This is a genomic window from Shewanella maritima, assembly GCF_004295345.1.
Taxonomy (GTDB): domain Bacteria; phylum Pseudomonadota; class Gammaproteobacteria; order Enterobacterales; family Shewanellaceae; genus Shewanella; species Shewanella maritima.
The window spans coordinates 1,512,253-1,528,418 of sequence record NZ_CP036200.1 but is presented as its reverse complement, the minus strand read 5'-3'; the positions used below and the strand labels follow the sequence as shown (position 1 = coordinate 1,528,418).

The window sequence follows — 16,166 nt, the reverse complement described above, 5'->3', positions numbered from 1 at the left end:
AATGAAGATTTATCGGCTGTTTATTTACCTGGTTTCCTGCTGTGTGCTGCTGCTTTCAAGCGCGGCAAACAGTGCCAATAAGCTCGACAGTGTGCGAATTTGGGCTGCACCCGATAATACGCGTGTGGTTTTCGACCTTAAAGATGCGCCTAATTATAGTCACTTTCCGCTGACCGAACCTTATAGACTCGTTGTAGATATTAAGGATACTGGCACAAAAGTCGATCTGGCTAAGCTTGCCAACAACAGTAAGCTTATTAAGCGAGTACGCTTAAGTAAACCGCCTAAAAAAGGTACGCTTCGCCTCGTACTTGATTTGCATAAGCCTGTGCAATCAAACCTATTTACCTTGCCGCCAACAGCGCCTTACGGCAACCGCTTAGTTGTTGATTTAAAAGACTCATCGAGTGCACCTTCTCAATCTAAGACCGTAAGAAAATCCGCTAACGATTCAGAGCGTGATGTCATTATTGCCATTGATGCAGGCCATGGCGGCGAAGACCCAGGCTCTATTGGTCCATCTGGCGTTTATGAAAAAACAGTTGTGCTGGATATTTCAAAACGTCTTGAGCGAATGATTAATAGCACTGCGGGTATGCAGGCGGTCATGACGCGAACAGGTGACTATTTTGTTAACTTGAATAAGCGCTCTGAGCTTGCCCGTACCAGTAAAGCTGATTTATTGATCTCCATTCATGCGGACGCATTTACCACGCCGCAACCAAGTGGCGCGTCTGTGTGGGTGCTGTCTATGCGCCGGGCAAACAGTGAGATTGGTCGTTGGTTAGAGCAAACTGAAAAACACTCTGAGCTACTTGGTGGTGCTGGTGAGATCATCCAAAATACTGACTCGGAGCAGTACCTCGCGATGACCTTACTGGATATGTCGATGAACAGCTCGATGGCAATTAGTCACTCGATTGCTGGCGATGTATTACATGACCTGGATAAAATCACTCACTTGCACAAGAAAAGGCCCGAGTCGGCTTCGTTTGCGGTACTTAAGTCGCCAGATATTCCGTCAATTTTGGTTGAAACAGGGTTTATTTCTAACCCTGGTGAAGAGCGCAAATTATCCAATGGCAAACACCAAGAAAAGGTTGCAAAGGCGATTCATAAAGGTGTGCTGAGATACTTCCAAAACCATCCGCCAGCAGGTACTTTGTTGGCAAAACGAACCAGTATCAAACACAGTGTAAAGCGTGGTGAATCGCTATCTGTCATCGCCCAGCGTTATCAAGTGAGTGTGAGTAGTATTAAAAAAGCCAATAACCTCAAGTCAGATATGCTGCGTATTGGCCAAAAACTGGTTATCCCAAGAGCGTAAACCATGGCAATTGAATTACTTCCACCTCAACTTGCTAACCAGATTGCCGCAGGAGAGGTGGTTGAGCGACCTGCATCTGTCGTAAAGGAACTGGTAGAAAACAGCCTTGATGCTGGTGCGACTAGAGTCGACATTGATATTGAAAAAGGCGGCAGTAAGCTAATTCGCATTCGCGACAATGGCTGCGGTATTGCCAAAGAAGAGCTTAATCTCGCACTTTCTCGTCACGCAACGTCAAAAGTACATACCCTTGATGATCTTGAAGCTATTTTGAGTTTTGGTTTTCGCGGTGAGGCGTTAGCGAGTGTGAGCTCTGTGTCTCGTCTCACCTTGACCTCGCGCACCGCTGAGCAAACTGAAGCTTGGCAAGCCTTTGCTGAGGGCTCGCAAATGGCGGTAAAAGTTGTACCAGCCGCGCATCCACAAGGCTCTACGATTGAAGTTGCCGATTTATTTTTTAATACACCTGCTAGACGCCGCTTTTTAAAAAGCGACAAGACAGAGTTTACTCATATTGATGAGTGGCTAAAGCGCATTGCGATGGCGCGTACCGATATTCATTTTGTTTTGACCCACAACGGCAAGCGTGTTCGTCAATATAAGCCTGCTAATACCGACATCCAGTTACAACAACGTATTGCGCAGGTTAGCGGCAAGAGTTTTGCTGAATTGGCGCTAGAAGTCAGTTGTGAGCATGAAGGTTTGAAGTTGTCGGGATTTATTCAGTCGCCTCAAGATCCTGTGCAAGTTGATACCCATTACTTCTATGTAAATGGGCGTCTTGTGAGAGACCGTTTAGTTAATCATGCTGTAAAACAGGCGTTTGCTGAACACGGTTATCAGGTTGCCCCCGCGTTCATTTTAAAGTTGGATCTTGATCCTCATCAGGTCGATGTAAACGTTCATCCTGCTAAACATGAAGTACGTTTTCATCAAGCTCGCTATGTTCATGATTACATATTGCAAGCACTGCAATCTGTACTTGGACAAATGCCGATGGAGCCTGTCACTCAGCAACCTTCAAGCAGAAAGCTGGATAGTCAATCCGTACCAGGATTAACGCTTGGGCAAAGCACCATGGAGCAAGTGTCAGCTGTGCCAAGCAGCGCAGCAACTCATAGTGGAGCAACCGGGTCGCCACAGAATGATAGCGGCCAACATAGCCATGAAACAGGTTATTTCAATAGCCAAAGCCAATACGGCAGAATGCATATTCCGAGCAAGGATGGTGCAGCTCAGAGCTATACGCAGACTCAGGCTGGTTTAAGACAATCAAGCTATGCTGATAACAGTGACTATGCAGACAGCAGTGTTAGCGGGCAACCTAGGCATCCTGGGCGACATGATAAATCTAGCTACAGCCAATCGCCTTACCGAGGGCAAAATGAGGATATCAACCCTAGGGCAGTAGAGAGCTACGCCAAGTTACTATCTACGCCTGAAGTGGTAACCGATGCGGGCATAGATACAGGTTTACAACCTATGCCTGATTTACTCGATGAACGTTACTGGGTGAAAGTGGTCGGGCAGCAATTGTTGCTGCTGGATATCACCTTGGTGTCTAAGGCGCTGGCAAAAAACGAGTTACTTGAAAAGCTACCAACAGGGTTGGTGAGCCAACCTTTATTGATGCCAACTTCAGTAGCCGCAGATAGCGATTGGTTAAAGGTGATTGCTGATCAAGATAATCTACTGAGAAAAATGGCAATTGAGGTTACAATTCGCTATCAGCAGTTGATTATCAAAAAAGTGCCCCAATATCTAAGGGAAGCACATTTAGCAAACATCATTCCTGAACTGTTGCAGTGGTTTATGGTCGAAACACCAACAGATGAGGCGTTAAGTCAGTGGATTGTTGAGCATATGCAAGTGCCTAACATCAACCCACAGTCTCAATGGCAAGCTTTATGTGAGCTTTCTGAGCAGCAACAGCAAGTTATTTGGCAACAAGCTAAGGTCATGCCTTGGCAGCAATGGTTAAAAGAGCAAACGAGTGACAACTAAGCCGCAACCTAAAGTCATTTTTCTTATGGGCCCAACTGCGTCGGGGAAAACTGCACTCGCAATTGAACTAGCCAAACATCATAACTGTGAGATTATCTCAGTTGACTCAGCGTTGATTTACAAAGGTATGGATATCGGCTCGGCTAAGCCCACCGCAGACGAAATAGCCCAGGCTCCACATGCATTGATTGATATTTTAGACCCAGCAGAAAGCTATTCTGCTGCAGATTTTCGCCAAGATGCTATTGCCGAAATTGAGCGCATCTTAGCGAAGGGTAAAACGCCACTGCTTGTTGGTGGTACGATGATGTACTTTAAAACCTTGCTTGAGGGGTTATCTCCGCTGCCAAGCGCTGATGAAGCCATTCGCGCGGAGATTACCAAGCAAGCTGAGTCAATTGGCTGGCAAGCTTTACATCAAGAGTTATGCGATATCGACCCAGTTGCGGGTGAGCGAATTCATCCAAATGATCCCCAGCGCTTATCACGCGCGTTAGAGGTGTATCGTATTACTGGGAAAACGTTAACCGAGTTATCGCAGACTAAAGCACCAGCATTACCTTATGACGTAGTGCAATTCGCTATTGCACCAACGGATAGAAAAGTGTTACATGAATTAATCGCTAAGCGTTTTAACATTATGCTCGAACAAGGATTTGTTGCTGAGGTCGAGTCGTTAAAAGCGCGGGGCGATTTACACATAGATATGCCGTCAATGCGCTGCGTGGGTTACCGCCAGTGTTGGCAGTATCTTGATGGGGAATTCGACTATAAGACTATGGTCGAAAAAGGAACCGCTGCAACTAGGCAATTAGCTAAACGTCAATTAACATGGCTAAGAGGTTGGCCTGACTTGCATTGGTTAGAAAGCGGTGCTGAAGGGAATTTAGTTACACTTATGCGTCAATGCCACTAGCATAATAGTGTGCGCTGTATAATACTAAAACTAAACAATAAAACATAAATTGATAATTTTATAAAAAGGAAATTAAAAATGGCTAAGGGGCAATCTTTACAAGACCCATTTTTGAACGCTTTGCGTCGCGAACGTGTACCAGTTTCAATCTACCTAGTTAATGGTATCAAGTTACAAGGGCAAGTTGAGTCATTTGACCAATTCGTCATTCTTTTGAAAAACACTGTAAGCCAAATGGTTTACAAGCACGCTATCTCTACAGTCGTGCCTGCACGCCCATTCAATGTATCTAACCATCAAGGTGCTGGTGCACCAGGCGATGATGCAGGTAGTGCTGAGTAAGTAAAATAAGGAAAACGCTTTTTGTTTGATCGTTATGAAGCGGGTGAAACAGCTGTACTTGTTCATATCGACTTTTCCGACGAAGAACGTCGCGAAGACATAGTTGAATTACAGTTATTAGTTGAATCTGCCGGTGCTCGCTCAGTGGGTGTTGTGACTGGCAGTAGACGTGTTCCTGACCGCAAGTTTTTTATAGGCACAGGTAAGACGGAAGAGCTAGCGGCCATGGTCGCTGCAACGGAAGCAAATGTTGTTATCTTTAACCACGCATTGAGCCCCGCTCAAGAACGTAATCTTGAAGCAATTTGCCAATGCCGAGTCTTAGATAGAACAACCCTTATTTTAGATATTTTTGCTCAACGAGCCCGAACCCATGAAGGTAAGTTGCAGGTGGAGCTAGCGCAATTGCGCCACATGTCGACTCGCTTGATTAGAGGTTGGACTCACCTTGAGCGCCAAAAAGGTGGTATCGGTATGCGCGGCCCGGGGGAAACCCAGCTCGAAACCGATAGACGATTATTGCGTGGGCGCATCAAGAATATTAATCGCCGCCTTGAAAAAGTTGATAAGCAGCGTGAGCAGAGTCGCCGCTCACGTAAGCGCAGTGAGCTAGCAACAGTATCGTTAGTAGGTTATACCAACGCGGGGAAATCCACGCTATTTAACGCATTGACGACGTCTGAAGTCTACGCTGCTGATCAGCTTTTTGCGACGTTAGATCCAACCTTGCGAAAGTTAGCCTTGCCTGACGGTGAGGTGATTCTTGCTGACACAGTTGGATTCATTCGTCATTTACCTCATGACTTAGTTGCCGCGTTTAAAGCAACGTTGCAAGAGACCCAACAAGCTGAAATTCTGCTGCATATCGTTGATTGCGCAGATGACAATATGGCGGATAATTTCGACCAGGTGCAAGATGTACTGAGTGAAATTGGCGCAGGTGAGATTACCCAGCTAGTCGTTTGTAATAAAATCGATTTACTCGAAGATTTTGAGCCGAGAGTTGATTATGACGACGAAGGTAAACCTGAGCGAGTTTGGGTTTCTGCGCAAAAGCGCCAAGGCTTTGATTTGCTATTACAAGCAATCACCGATTTAATCGGCAAAGTTATTCATGAGTTTAGTGTAAAAATCCCTGCAAATGCAGGACATTATCTTGGCCAATTTTACCGACTAGACGCCATACAAACACAAGAGTATGACGAGCTAGGTAATTGTATCGTAACTGTGAGAGTAGAAGACGGCGATTGGCGTCGACTGGTTAAGCAGAGTGAAGGCGAATTAGCGACATTTGTTTTTGACCCGTCAGAAACAGCTGTTAATGGTTAAACTCTTTTTTCATCCAATTGGAGTGCTAAATGGCTTGGAATGAGCCCGGAAATAAGGGTGATAAAGACCCTTGGGGAAACAAAGGTGGCAACGATCAAGGGCCACCAGATTTAGACGAAGTATTTCGTAAGTTTTCAAAACGCTTTGGTGGCAAAGGTGGTAACTCTTCATCGGGTTTACCTTTCAATGGCGCGAGTCTTCTTGTTATTGCCATTATTGCTTTGTTCGTGTGGGGCTTGTCTGGCCTTTACACTATCAAAGAAGCAGAGAAAGGTGTTCACCTGCGCTTTGGTGAGTACATTGGTCAAGTTGGGCCAGGTCTGCACTGGAAAGCAACGTTTATCGATGAAGTTTATCCAGTTGACGTGCAAACCTTCCGTACCATTCCTGCAAGCGGCAGCATGTTAACGTCAGATGAAAATGTCGTGAAAGTTGAGCTGGTTGTTCAGTACAGCGTCGCTGATCCATACGAGTACTTGTTCAGTGCGGTTGACGCAAATGCCAGTTTGCGAGAAGCAACTGATAGTGCTCTGCGCTACGTGATCGGTCACAATCGTATGGATGACATTCTGACTACAGGTCGTGATGCGATTCGTCGTGATACTTGGAGTGAGTTAGAGCGTATCCTTGGGCCATATAAGTTAGGTCTTACGATTCAAGATGTGAACTTCCTACCTGCACGTCCACCGGAAGAAGTTAAAGATGCGTTTGATGATGCTATTGCTGCGCAAGAGGATGAACAACGCTTTATTCGTGAAGCTGAAGCATATGCACGTGAAGTTGAACCTAAGTCTCGCGGTGTCGTTGAGCGTATGGCGCAACAAGCAAGTGCATACAAACAGCGCGTTATCCTAGAAGCCGAAGGTGAGGTCGCACGATTCTCTAAGCTACTACCTGAATATCAACAGGCTCCAGAGGTCACTCGTAAGCGTCTTTATTTAGAAGCGATGCAAGAAGTCATGTCTGACACTAATAAAGTGTTAATTGATGCAAAAAATAACGGCAACTTAATGTATTTACCACTTGATAAGATGATGCAGTCTTCATCTAGTAACCAAGCAGAGCAACAGTCGCAGCCGCCGCGCCATGTTAACTCTAGTTCTAGCACTGCGCCGCAGTCTTACTCGACAACGCCGCAATCTGGCCGTATGTCGCGTGAAGAGCGTGCTCGTCAAGGGAGAGGTTAATCATGGGTAGATTTGGATTAATTATTTTAGTTGCTTTACTTGGTGTCGGTTATTCTTCTTTGATGGTGGTCAATGAAGGTGAGCGAGCAATCGTGTCTCGATTTGGTAAAGTTGCCAAAGATGTCATTGATGGTGAAGAAGTCACGCGTGTATTTGCACCTGGCTTACACTTCAAAATCCCTGTGATTGATAAGCCACGTTACCTTGACGCACGTATTCAAACATTAGATGGCGCAGCTGACCGTTTCGTTACGTCTGAAAAGAAAGACTTGATGGTTGACTCTTATGTTAAGTGGCGCATTAAGGATTACGAAAGATATTACTTATCAACTAACGGTGGTGTGAAAGCTAACGCCGAAAGCTTACTACTTGCGAAAATCAATAACGATTTGCGTACAGAGTTTGGTCGTCGCACCATTAAAGAGATTGTTTCTGGTAAGCGTGATGAGTTACAAATTGATGCGCTAACTAATGCATCTGAAAGTGCTGAGAACATCGGTGTTGAGGTGGTTGACGTACGTGTTAAGCAAATCAACTTACCTTCAAATGTCAGTAGCAGTATTTATCAGCGTATGCGTGCCGAGCGTCAAGCTGTAGCACGTGAGCACCGTGCGCAAGGTCAGGAGCAGGCTGAAATTATCCGAGCGACCATAGACGCTCAGGTGACGGTTAAGATTGCGGAAGCTGAACGTGAAGCTCTCACTGTTCGCGGTGAAGGTGACGCGCAATCAGCTAAGATTTACGCTGATGCATTCAATCAAGATGCTGAGTTCTATGGCTTCCTACGTAGCCTTGAAGCTTATAAAGAGAGCTTTAAAGGTAGCGGCGACGTTATGGTGTTGGAACCAGATAGTGAGTTCTTTAAGTACATGAAGGACATGAAAGGCGCTAATTAGTCTATTATGAACTTGAAAAACGCCCAGCCTAGCTGGGCGTTTTTGTTTGTAGCCTTAAATCAGTTGCTTAAATAGGTGGTTGCCATCTATTAGGCTTTGCTTACTATTTCTAGTCTTTTCAGAACAGGCAGCGTTAATAACTAGCTCACCAAGCTAGATTATAGTTTCGGCTGCTAAAGCTAGATTCCTTTGCAGGACTCTTTCACAAGGCCATCTTCTTTAGAAACAATATGGTTTACGCCATAAGAGAGATTAAAAGTACTGGGTTGGCTACACAGTTAATTCGTGTGTAAGGTCGACTCTCTCATCAATGGTGACTTGTCTTGAATAAAATTTAAGCTTTGAGGCCAAATAGTGATGTTTGATTTGCAGTTAGTTTGCAAATACTCAATTTTAATCATCATTAGATGTCTAAATACATTAGAGACAAGTGTAATAATAAAAAACCTTGCTTTATCTGAATGTTATCTAATTCATTAAACTCTGTTATATGCCGTGTTTAGCTGCGGTTGTGGCGAATTTGTGACGCAAAATAGAAAATTTGGCTAATTCCTCCACTTAGTTACATCTTTTAACTATGATCTGTCTCAAATTTTTCGTTATAATGAGCATCGCCTCAAACTATGTTTTTAACAGTTATCGATTTTAAATGTTAAAAGCATTGAAATATAAAAATTCCAACACCCTTTGGGAGATAAGTGGATGAGCAATGCGCCAGTCGATACCGGACGTCGCAGATTCTTGACAGCCGCAACCGCCGTGGTAGGTGGTGCCGGTGCTGCAGCAGTTGCAGTACCTTTCATTAAGTCGTGGAATCCTAGTGCCAAGGCCAAAGCCGCAGGTGCCCCGGTTGAAGTAAATATTAGTAAAGTTGAACCTGGACAATTAATTCGCGTTGAATGGCGCGGAAAGCCAGTCTGGGTTGTACGTCGTACTGAAGCAGTTCTGAATGAGCTAAAAAGCTTAGACGGTCAACTGTTAGACCCTACCTCACAAGAAGAACAGCAACCTGAATATGCTCAGAATGAAGCTCGCTCTATCAAGCCTGAGTTTTTCATTGCTGTGGGTATTTGTACTCACCTTGGTTGTTCGCCTACTTACATGCCAGATTCGTTTGGTGAGCAAGTTGAAGGCGTAACTGCAGGTTTCTTCTGCCCATGTCACGGTTCTAAGTTTGATATGGCTGGTCGTGTATTCCAGGGTGTTCCTGCACCGTTGAACCTTGTGATCCCTCCGCATCAGTACCTAGATGATAATACCGTGCTTATCGGTGTTGATAAGGGAGAAGCATAATGGTTAAGAACATTATTGATTGGGTTGATGCTCGCATCCCTATGACGGCGACTTACAACAAGCATGTTGGTCAGTACGCCACACCAAAAAACTTTAACTTTTGGTATTTCTTCGGCTCATTAGCGCTACTCGTTTTAGTTAACCAGCTACTTACAGGTATTTGGCTAACAATGAACTATGTACCTACAGCTGAAGGTGCTTTTGCCTCAATCGAATACATCATGCGTGATGTAGAATACGGTTGGTTACTGCGTTATATGCACTCCACCGGGGCTTCAGCCTTTTTCGTGGTGATTTATCTGCATATGTTCCGTGGTCTTATCTATGGTTCTTACCAGAAGCCAAGAGAGCTACTATGGCTATTCGGTATGCTTATCTTCCTAGTGTTAATGGCTGAAGCCTTCATGGGCTACCTATTGCCTTGGGGTCAGATGTCATACTGGGGTGCACAGGTAATTATCTCATTGTTTGGTGCGATTCCATTTATTGGTGATGATCTAACTCTGTGGATCCGTGGTGACTACGTAGTATCTGGAGCGACGCTTAACCGCTTCTTTGCACTACACGTAATCGCATTGCCATTGGTACTAGTCGTATTAGTATTCTTACACTTAATTGCACTTCACGAAGTGGGCTCTAACAACCCAGACGGTGTTGAAATTAAGCAAAACAAAGATGAGAACGGTTGGCCTGTCGATGGCATTCCATTCCACCCTTACTACACAGTTAAGGACATCTTAGGTGTTGCTGGTTTCTTAATCATCTTCTGCTACGTGTTGTTCTTTATGCCTGAAGGTGGTGGTTACTTCCTAGAGAAACCAAACTTTGAAGCAGCTAACCCAATGAAGACGCCTGAGCATATTGCGCCGGTTTGGTACTTCACGCCTTTCTACGCCATCTTACGTGCGATCCCGCACAAGCTACTGGGTGTAGTCGGTATGGGTCTTGCAATCGGTGTGCTGTTCATCTTACCTTGGTTAGATCGCTGCCGCGTTAAGTCGATTCGCTACCGTGGTCTAATTCATAAGATTAACATCGCGCAGTTTACTGTTTCATTCCTTGTGCTTGGTTATTTAGGTGCTGTTCCGGCTACACCTACGCTAACTATTGCTGCACGTATTTTCACTTTCACGTATTTTGCGTTCTTCGTTGCACTGTGGGTTTACAGTAAAAACGAGAAAACAAAACCAGTGCCAACAAGGGTGACTCACTAATGAAAAAGTTAATAATCGCATTAGTTGCCCTGTTACCTATGTTTGCCATAGCGGCTGGCGGCAACAACGAACATGTAAAAAGCCCTGCTGAACCGATTGACTTAACTGATAACGCATCGTTAGAGCGTGGTTTAGGTTATTTTCAGCAATACTGTGCTGGTTGTCATAGTACTCAGTATCAACGTTACGGCCGTGTGGCTGATGACTTAGGTATTTCAGTAGATGACATGAAGGCTAAGTATTTACCAGCGGACGCTAAAATTGGCGATCTAATGGAAAATGCTATCCCTGATGCTGACGCTGCGAAATGGTTTGGTGCAACGCCACCAGACCTAACGCTAGTTGCTCGCGTTCGTGGTGAAGATTGGGTGTACTCGTACCTTAAAGGCTTCTATGCCGATCCATCACGCCCGTTTGGTGTTAACAACACGGTCTTCCCGATGGTTGGTATGCCACATGTAATGCAAGACCTTCAAGGTCTAGGTACAGCGGTATTTGAAACCAAAACCGTAAATGGTGTAGAGGTAACTTCGATCAAGGAAATTACCCCTCCTCAAGGCGGTTCAATGTCTGCTGAAGAGTACGACCAGGTTGTGCGTGACATCACTGGCTTCCTCGTTTATTCAGCTGACCCTGTTAAGTTAGAGCGTGAAGCGATGGGCTTTTGGGTACTTTGTTTCCTATTCGTTTTCTTCGTGATTGCATATTTATTGAAGAAAGAGTACTGGAAAGATGTACACTAGCCATCAATAACAGGTAGAATACATTATCCGCATATTGTAAACGGGGGGCTTTGCCCCTCGTTTGTTTTGTTTTTATTAGATTCTGGAGGGTATCAATGGCTGTTGCTGCCAACAAACGCTCTATCATGACCCTGTTTTCAGGCGCCGATGATTTATATAGCCACCAAGTTCGCATTGTTTTGGCTGAGAAAGGGGTAACTGTTGATGTTTTACAAGTTGACCCAAGTGAGATGCCTGAAGACTTACTCGAGGTAAATCCATATAACTCTGTGCCAACGCTGGTTGACCGTGAGTTGGTATTGTACGAATCTCGTATCATCATGGAGTACTTGGACGAGCGCTTCCCGCACCCGCCATTAATGCCTGTGTACCCAGTTTCTCGCGGCCAGTCGCGTCTAATGATGCACCGCATAGACACTGACTGGTATGTATTGGTAGACCGCATTCGTAAAGGTGACCGTGTTGAAGAAGCACGCAAAGAGCTGACAGAAAGCCTGGTTGCTTTAGCACCTGTGTTTGCTGAAATGCCTTACTTTATGAGTGAAGAGTTCGGTCTAGCTGACTGTTACTTAGGCCCATTACTTTGGCGTTTACCTGAGCTAGGTATCAATCTAGATGCTCGTACTTCTAAAGATATCAATGCTTACATGACTCGTATTTTCGAGCGTGAGTCTTTCAAAGCGTCTTTGACTGAAGTTGAGCGCGAAATGCGCATGGGCATGTAATGAAAGCGATTACGCCAAATCGTCCATATTTGTTGCGCGCGTATTATGAGTGGTTGATGGACAACCACTTAACGCCTCATGTGGTTGTGGATGCATTTGTCCCTGGTACAGAAGTGCCACAGCAGTTTGTTAAAGACGGTCAGATCGTATTGAACATTGCTGCAAGCGCAGTGGGTAATTTGCAGATGACCAATGAAGCGGTCGAGTTTAACGCTCGCTTTGGTGGTGTGCCGCAACAGGTTTATTTGCCATTAGCATCAATCGTTGCCATTTATGCTCGTGAAAACGGCGCCGGCACAGTATTCGATGCAGAAGATGCCTATTCAGCAGAGGCTGAATCTGAGCATCTATCGGCGGTTGAAGATACAGCTGTTGAAGATGAGCCAGCGCCAGCCAGTGCTGAGCCAGCAAAACCTGCAACAACTCAGGCCGATAAGCCTAGACGCAAAGGTCATTTAACTTTAGTTAAATAGCCTATATGCGAGCCAATAAAACCAGTCTTGTGGCTGGTTTTTTTATATCCATTAAATTTATCGCGGTAACCTCATGTTATTGATCATTGATAACTATGATTCTTTTACATTTAACCTAGTTCAGTATTTTCAAACTCTGGGGCAAGAGGTCGTTGTTAAACGTAACGATGAGGTTTCTATTGATTATATTGAGTCGCTTGCACCAAGCCATTTAGTTATCTCACCTGGCCCTTGTAGTCCAAATGAAGCTGGGATCTCTCTTGATGCAATTCATCATTTTGCCGGTAAACTTCCTATCTTAGGTGTATGTCTTGGCCATCAGGCCATCGCACAAGTTTACGGGGCAAATGTGATTCGCGCAAAGCGAGTGATGCATGGTAAAACCAGTTTAATTGACCATAATGCTGAGGGGCTATTTAACAAGCTCAAGCAGCCTTTGTCGGTCACGCGTTATCACTCACTATTAGTTGATGCTGTGCCGCCAGACTTCGTGCTAGATGCATGGTTTGACGACCCAATTCATGGTCGTGAAATTATGGCGATGCATCATCAGTCTTTACCTATCTTTAGCGTGCAGTTCCACCCAGAATCTATTCTTACCGAGCAAGGTCATGACTTGCTGGCAAACTTCCTTAGGACCTGTTGATCTTTCAAGATTATTTTTGCAGCAGCTTGTTGGAAATTTATACAAGGCAACGACTTTGATGTGTGGTGGTCCCACATGGTAAGTCGTTAACGCAGTAGAAATGACGACAAGCGCTGCCTGAAAGGTTCGTTTAAAAGCACCTACGCCCTTAGCAAAGAGCTTAGTTTGTTGCGAGCCCTATTGCTAAAATCAATAGGTTTAGGTGACTAGACGTCATCGCTCGCGTCGCGATTAAAGTGCTTTTAATTCGAACAAACTCTAATTAGCAAAGATCAGCAGGCCCTAGTTATTCCCATTAAACCGCACGTACAACACATAAATCTGTTACAACTTATCCTCTAAATGTAGCGATTTTGGTTAGTAAGATGTGTTATAAAGTCTGTTTGAAACTAAAATGAGCCACTCTTAATTGAAAGCGTACGTTTAGCAGAGAGATTCTGAGTAGAAAGATTCTTTTAGTAGATAGTCACATTAGAATAATAATGACCTTTAACAAAGGAAGATTCATGACACCCATCGCGCGCAAATTCGCTATCAGTGCCTTATCTCTAGCAGTTCTTGTTGGTTGTAATGCGACTGGTCAGCAGCAAACAAAGGTAGTAACGCAAAAGACTACCCCTCAATCACAAGTTAACCTTGTTGCACCACCTGAAGCTCAGCAGCCGCTTACCTTAAAGCAAATTATGGCAAATCCCGACTGGATGGGCGTTTTAGCCAAAGGTGCCTATTGGTCCGATGATGGCGAATCTATCTATTTTGCGCGCCAGGCTCATCAAGCCCCCATTGCTGATTTTTACCAGCTAGGGCTAAATTCTGGAGCTAAAGCTGAGAAAATTGCAATTAACCAATTACACTTGGCGGACCAAAAGCGTGGCGTATTGAGTCCTGACGCTAGTAAAAAAGCTTACCTTTACAAAGGCAACTTGTTTGTAAAAGACCTTAAGCACGGCAGTGTTAAGCAGCTCACTAAACTTAATAGCCCAATTAGCGATGTTAAGTATCTTGCTAATGGCGATCTAGCCTATTGGATGAGTAACAGCATTTTCCGAATTCATAAAGATAGCGGCTTAATCGAACAGATTGCTGATATCAAAATGGCTAAAGCACCAAAAGGTGTTCAAGATCCAAGTTCATACATAGCCAAACAGCAACATAGATTGATCAACTATGTATCGATGAAGCACGAGCATGCTAAAGCAAAAGAGGCTTACAAAGCGCAAGTTGAGCAGCAAGACCCGACTTTTGCATCTAAAACCTGGTATTTAGGTGATAAAGAGTCTGTTGTGGAGATGAGTCTATCTGCAGATGGCCGTTATGCTTTTGTCGCGCTAGTTGATAATAGCTATAGCTGGCGCAGTGAGCATGACATCATGCCAAACTATTTAGGTCAGGAAGGTTATGTTGATGCAGTGCCTGCCCGAGCTCGCGTGGCCGAAGATGACTTCCCGGGTCACCGTTTTGTGTTACTTGACTTAGTTGAGCACACGAAAAAAGACATTACCATCGAAGGATTAACTGGTTTTGATGAAGATGTTTTCGCCGAAGTCAAAGCTGAAAATGCCAAAGCACAAGGTGAAACCTACAAAAGTGAAACAGCGCCAAGAAAAATCCAGCTGATCCGCGACTGGACCTGGAGTCAAAGTGCAATTCAGTGGCATGAAACTGACAATAAACTATTGGTGATGCTAGAAGCGGTTGATAACAAAGATCGCTGGATTGCTGATGTGGATCTAGAAAAGGGTAAGTTCAACACTCAGCACAGATTGCACGATACTGCCTGGGTTAACTATACCTTCAATCAGTATGGTTGGTTAGCCAATTCTAATGACTTCTATTACCTATCTGAAGAATCTGGTTACTCACACTTGTACGTGCGTAACAGCGAAGGTAAAACAACCCAGTTAACTTCAGGCAAGTTCGTGGTTGACAATGTCACCGCTGCTAAAGACGGTAAGCATTTATACTTCAGAGCTAACATTGATCACCCAGGTAGCTACAACGTTTATCGTGTTAGCACACAGGGTGGTAAAGTTGAAAAGCTAACTGACTGGCTAGGTACGCTGGATTATCAGCTTAGCCCGGATGAAACTAAACTGCTATTAAACGCGTCATCAGTTATTACGCCTGAAGAGCTGTTTGTGCAACCTATTGGCGGCACAATTCAGCAAGTGACTCAATACGCGAGCAAAGAATTTAAAGCTTACCCTTGGCAAGAGCCTCAAGTGGTCGCTGTGCCATCAAACCATGGCGCTGGTGACGTTTACGCTCGTGTATACCTACCACAAGGTTACGATGCTAAATCGGCAGACAAGTACCCAGCGGTTATTTTTAACCATGGTGCAGGTTATTTACAAAATGCCCACTATGGTTTCTCTGGCTACTTCCGCGAATTTATGTTCCATAACCTGCTTGCTCAGCAAGGTTACGTGGTGATGGATATGGATTATCGTGGCTCTAAAGGTTACGGCCGCGACTGGCGCACAGCGATTTATCGCAACATGGGCCACCCAGAGGTTGAAGATCTTAAAGACGGTGTTAGCTGGATGGTCAACAACACCAATGTTGATGTTAGCCGCGTAGGCACTTACGGTGGCTCTTATGGTGGTTTCTTAACCTTCATGGCTTTGTTTAATGAGCCTGAGTTATTCCAGGCCGGTGCGGCGCTGCGCCCGGTAACTGATTGGGCACATTATAATGCGCCTTACACTTCAAATATTCTTAATACACCTGATATCGACCCGATAGCTTACGAGCGCAGCTCGCCTATTGAACATGCTGAAGGCTTGCAAAAGCCGCTGCTTATAATGAGTGGTGTATTAGACGATAACGTGTTCTTCCAAGACAGTGTGCGCCTAGTACAACGCTTAATAGAATTGGAAAAGCCAATGTTTGAAACGGCCATTTATCCGGTTGAACCTCATGGGTTTAAGCAAGCCTCAAGTTGGTTGGACGAATATCGCCGTATTTACAAGCTATTTGAGCAAGAGTTGAAATAACTCAAATCAACTGACTGCTAAGGCTTCTTTCGGGAAGCCTTAGTGCTATATTGTGTATAACGCAGACATTATTAC

At 44.7% G+C, this 16,166-nt stretch carries 14 protein-coding genes; all 14 read left to right on the top strand.

Annotated elements, in window-relative coordinates:
- Position 1 precedes the first annotated feature (1 nt).
- The 14 genes from EXU30_RS06550 (at position 2) to EXU30_RS06485 (ending at position 16,091) form a co-directional block, all read left to right on the top strand.
- Positions 2-1,327: an N-acetylmuramoyl-L-alanine amidase gene (locus EXU30_RS06550; RefSeq protein WP_130598482.1), complete on the top strand. Its 1,326-nt coding sequence runs from the start codon at positions 2-4 to the stop codon at positions 1,325-1,327.
- A 3-nt stretch (positions 1,328-1,330) separates the two neighbouring features.
- Positions 1,331-3,331, top strand: coding sequence for a DNA mismatch repair endonuclease MutL (gene mutL, locus EXU30_RS06545; RefSeq protein ID WP_130598480.1), 2,001 nt, complete (start codon positions 1,331-1,333; stop codon positions 3,329-3,331).
- 25 nt (positions 3,332-3,356) lie between these two features.
- On the top strand, positions 3,357-4,247 hold the full coding sequence (gene miaA, locus EXU30_RS06540; RefSeq protein WP_210147110.1) for a tRNA (adenosine(37)-N6)-dimethylallyltransferase MiaA: 891 nt from the start codon (positions 3,357-3,359) through the stop codon (positions 4,245-4,247).
- A 78-nt stretch (positions 4,248-4,325) separates the two neighbouring features.
- Positions 4,326-4,589, top strand: coding sequence for an RNA chaperone Hfq (gene hfq, locus EXU30_RS06535; protein ID WP_130598476.1), 264 nt, complete (start codon positions 4,326-4,328; stop codon positions 4,587-4,589).
- Positions 4,590-4,610: 21 nt separating this feature from the next.
- The gene (hflX, locus tag EXU30_RS06530; RefSeq protein ID WP_130598474.1) at positions 4,611-5,918 is read left to right on the top strand and encodes a ribosome rescue GTPase HflX; all 1,308 of its coding nucleotides are present in this window, start codon (positions 4,611-4,613) and stop codon (positions 5,916-5,918) included.
- Positions 5,919-5,947: 29 nt separating this feature from the next.
- Complete coding sequence (gene hflK / locus EXU30_RS06525) at positions 5,948-7,105, top strand: FtsH protease activity modulator HflK (RefSeq protein ID WP_130598472.1); 1,158 nt, start codon at positions 5,948-5,950, stop codon at positions 7,103-7,105.
- Between the two features lie 2 nt (positions 7,106-7,107).
- Positions 7,108-8,001: a protease modulator HflC gene (hflC, locus tag EXU30_RS06520; protein WP_130598470.1), complete on the top strand. Its 894-nt coding sequence runs from the start codon at positions 7,108-7,110 to the stop codon at positions 7,999-8,001.
- Between the two features lie 702 nt (positions 8,002-8,703).
- Complete coding sequence (petA, locus tag EXU30_RS06515; protein ID WP_130598468.1) at positions 8,704-9,294, top strand: ubiquinol-cytochrome c reductase iron-sulfur subunit; 591 nt, start codon at positions 8,704-8,706, stop codon at positions 9,292-9,294.
- A complete protein-coding gene (locus EXU30_RS06510; protein ID WP_130598466.1) occupies positions 9,294-10,508 on the top strand; it encodes a cytochrome b in 1,215 nt (404 codons plus the stop codon). The genes petA and EXU30_RS06510 overlap by 1 nt, the downstream gene beginning before the upstream one ends.
- Entirely contained in the window at positions 10,508-11,251 is a 744-nt protein-coding gene (locus EXU30_RS06505) for a cytochrome c1 (protein ID WP_130598464.1), read from the top strand. The genes EXU30_RS06510 and EXU30_RS06505 overlap by 1 nt, the downstream gene beginning before the upstream one ends.
- Positions 11,252-11,346: 95 nt before the next feature.
- Positions 11,347-11,976: a stringent starvation protein SspA gene (gene sspA, locus EXU30_RS06500; protein ID WP_130598462.1), complete on the top strand. Its 630-nt coding sequence runs from the start codon at positions 11,347-11,349 to the stop codon at positions 11,974-11,976.
- A complete protein-coding gene (locus EXU30_RS06495; RefSeq protein WP_130598460.1) occupies positions 11,976-12,449 on the top strand; it encodes a ClpXP protease specificity-enhancing factor in 474 nt (157 codons plus the stop codon). The genes sspA and EXU30_RS06495 overlap by 1 nt, the downstream gene beginning before the upstream one ends.
- 73 nt (positions 12,450-12,522) lie before the next feature.
- Positions 12,523-13,095, top strand: a complete 573-nt coding sequence (locus tag EXU30_RS06490; RefSeq protein WP_130598458.1) for an anthranilate synthase component II — start codon at positions 12,523-12,525, stop codon at positions 13,093-13,095.
- Between the two features lie 506 nt (positions 13,096-13,601).
- Positions 13,602-16,091 (top strand): S9 family peptidase, encoded by a 2,490-nt coding sequence (locus EXU30_RS06485; protein ID WP_130598456.1) that lies wholly within the window; start codon positions 13,602-13,604, stop codon positions 16,089-16,091.
- Positions 16,092-16,166 lie beyond the last annotated feature (75 nt).